The organism is Streptococcus sp. SR4 (assembly GCF_000517725.1).
GTDB lineage: Bacteria > Bacillota > Bacilli > Lactobacillales > Streptococcaceae > Streptococcus > Streptococcus salivarius_F.
In genome coordinates this window covers 1-2,532 of record NZ_AZYW01000077.1, presented here as the reverse complement: position 1 = coordinate 2,532, position 2,532 = coordinate 1, and the positions used below count along the sequence as shown (strand labels likewise).

At 33.1% G+C, this 2,532-nt stretch carries 2 protein-coding genes and 2 pseudogenes; all 4 read right to left on the bottom strand.

What is annotated here, in order from left to right; all coding sequences use genetic code 11:
- A pseudogene (locus tag HMPREF1519_RS10540) lies at positions 1-159 on the bottom strand (helix-turn-helix domain-containing protein); the annotation flags it as partial.
- Between the two features lie 155 nt (positions 160-314).
- Positions 315-1,034, bottom strand: a complete 720-nt coding sequence (locus HMPREF1519_RS10095) for an ABC transporter permease (protein ID WP_037612188.1) — start codon at positions 1,032-1,034, stop codon at positions 315-317.
- Positions 1,027-1,863 carry an ABC transporter ATP-binding protein gene (locus tag HMPREF1519_RS10090; RefSeq protein ID WP_037612166.1) on the bottom strand — a complete coding sequence of 279 codons (837 nt, stop codon included), beginning with the start codon at positions 1,861-1,863 and terminating at the stop codon, positions 1,027-1,029. Before HMPREF1519_RS10090 ends, HMPREF1519_RS10095 begins: the two co-directional genes overlap by 8 nt.
- 72 nt (positions 1,864-1,935) lie before the next feature.
- Positions 1,936-2,532: pseudogene (locus HMPREF1519_RS10615) on the bottom strand (helix-turn-helix domain-containing protein); the annotation flags it as partial.

Below are 2,532 nucleotides of genomic sequence, written 5' to 3'. Positions count from 1 at the left end.
TTTTACAATGGTTGGTAAAGAACGTCCAAGCTCGATTCTCATCAACTGTTTGACTGTTAATTCTTCTTCGGTATCACAAACTTGCTCACGTGTTAAACCAAGTCGCTCACGTTCTTCACGAATTCTTTTTCCAATCTCGATTTTAATCTCTTCAGACATCTGTATTTCCTTTGAGTTTTAATTATATAATAATATACCTTAAAATCATGTGAATGAAAAGACTCCAGGGATTTGTCTTTTTATGGTTAGAGAAAAAGATGAGGAATAAACAAAATAACCATTTAACACTCAGTTTAGATGGTTGTGGTTTGGAATTAGGATATTTTTCGTAATCTCTTAGATTGTAGAATGGTCAGTGTAGCAAAGAGGAGCAACCAGGCTAGTAGAGAAAGTGAGCTTGCTATTTGGTCTTGCCACTTAAAGCTTTCAAGCTGGCTTATAGATTTTGTGAACAATCCCATATAACTGTACTTCGTGACATTATCGAAATCTTTACTAATCCCTGAAAGCATTGGAATAAACATACTAATCATTGATACTGGAAGGCTAATTACTTGGGCAGATACTTGCGTTTTACTGATTAATCCGATGAAAAGATTGATAAGCATGATTACTAAAGCCGTACCAAGTGAGATGATAAGATAAGGACCATAATTCGTTTCAATATTAAGTTCCAGTATTTTCGGAATAGCAGTTGTCATCACTAAGCTAATAAGCACTGGATAAAACAAAACTGAAAGAATATAGTTCCTACTGTTAACGCCACTTAAAAACAAAGTTCTTAAAATATTTTTTTCTTTTTCTTCGGAAACAATAGTACTGATTGGATTTCCAACTGATAAACTCAAAGACAAGGCTAAACATTGTACTAATAGATTGACTTTCATTGAGTTGTTTAGGCTACCTTGAATCTCATAGATATGTTTGTAGAGAAAGGCAAATCCTAAAGGAAGGAGGATTTGTAGGATAATGGTTTTGTTAGATTTGATTACTCGTTTTCTAAGCCATAGTAAAGATTTGAATTGGTTAAACATTAAGTTTTCCTCCTGTAAGTTGAATGAAGATGTCTTCTAAAGTTGGTTCACATGAATGGATGGTTTGAATATCTTGAGTAGCAGTAATATGATTCAATTCAGAGAAGGGAATCACTTTCTCTTGACCTGAACAGTAGGTCACTTTTACCATTTTATTTGTATTATATTTCTGAATAAGTTCAGCAGGTTTTCCTTCTTCAACAATCTTCCCTTTATTTAAAAGTACAATCTTATCGCATAAAATGGTAGCCTCGTGCATATCATGTGTCGTCAGAAAAAAGGTTGTTCCTTGTTGTTTTAGTTCTTCAATAAGAGCATGAATGGTTTGAGACGTTGATGGATCTAGTCCAGAAGTAGGTTCATCAAGAAAGAGAACTTTTGGCTTGTTTATGATAGCTCTCACTAAAAGCATTCGTTGTTTCATCCCTGTGGAGAGCTTTTCTGCCAAGGTTTTACGATGGTCATAAAGACCTACACGTTTTATCAAATCATCAACATACTCTGTCGAAACATTATAGAGTTTTGAGAAGAATAGAAGATTGTCATAAAGTGTCAATTTTTCATAAAAACCACTATTTTCAGTGATTAAACCAATCTTTGACAAATCATCTTCTTTTAACTGAAGGGATGATTTGCCCAAAATATAAGTTTCTCCCTGACTAGGAGTGAGTTGACCTGTTAAGATATTGATTGTTGTCGTTTTACCAGATCCTGATGGCCCAAGGAAACCTAGAATTTCACCTTTTTCAACTGTGAAGTTTAGATTTTCTATTGCTTTATATTTTTGAAATTCTTTGGTTAACTGTTTTGCTATGATAAGGTTTGTCATATCTTGATTTCTCCTATTTGATTATATGAACGAGTATAAACAAAAAAATAACGAATCAAAAGGACATCTATGTCACTTTGACTCGTTACTTGTATCTAAATCATTTTCCATTTCCATTTTAAGATTTTTGATGAAGACTTGGTCACCAAAAGCTTCGGCTAGTACGGTAGCTGTATTATAGAGCTCAGTCGCTTTATCTCTATTGTTCTCATAGAACAGATAATATTTTGCTTCAAAAACAAGTACTGCGGGTTTATAAGCTTGTTGAAGTGTCTTATCAATAAGAACATACATTTTATCAACAACAGACTTCATTTCTTTATAGTCATGATGCATCACATATATCCCAGCGATAGCTGATAAAGCACCTATCAGTTCAACGTTAAACAGCTCATCACCTTGTAATTCTTGCTTAATCAATTTATGTCTAAATTTTTCAATTTTCTCTTTATCATAGTCATAATCCTGACATCGAAATGCATAGTATGAAATCAATAGAAGGTCATTTAAGGAATAGGATTCTTTCTTCAAAGCTTGAATCAAATAGTCTTCAAATACAGACTCAATAAGACTTTCTTCCTCACTAATCATAAAATTCAGGGTTCTTTCAATGATATCAATGGTTAGAAGTTCGTCCTCTGGTAGAATATCAATATATTTTTCATAAAG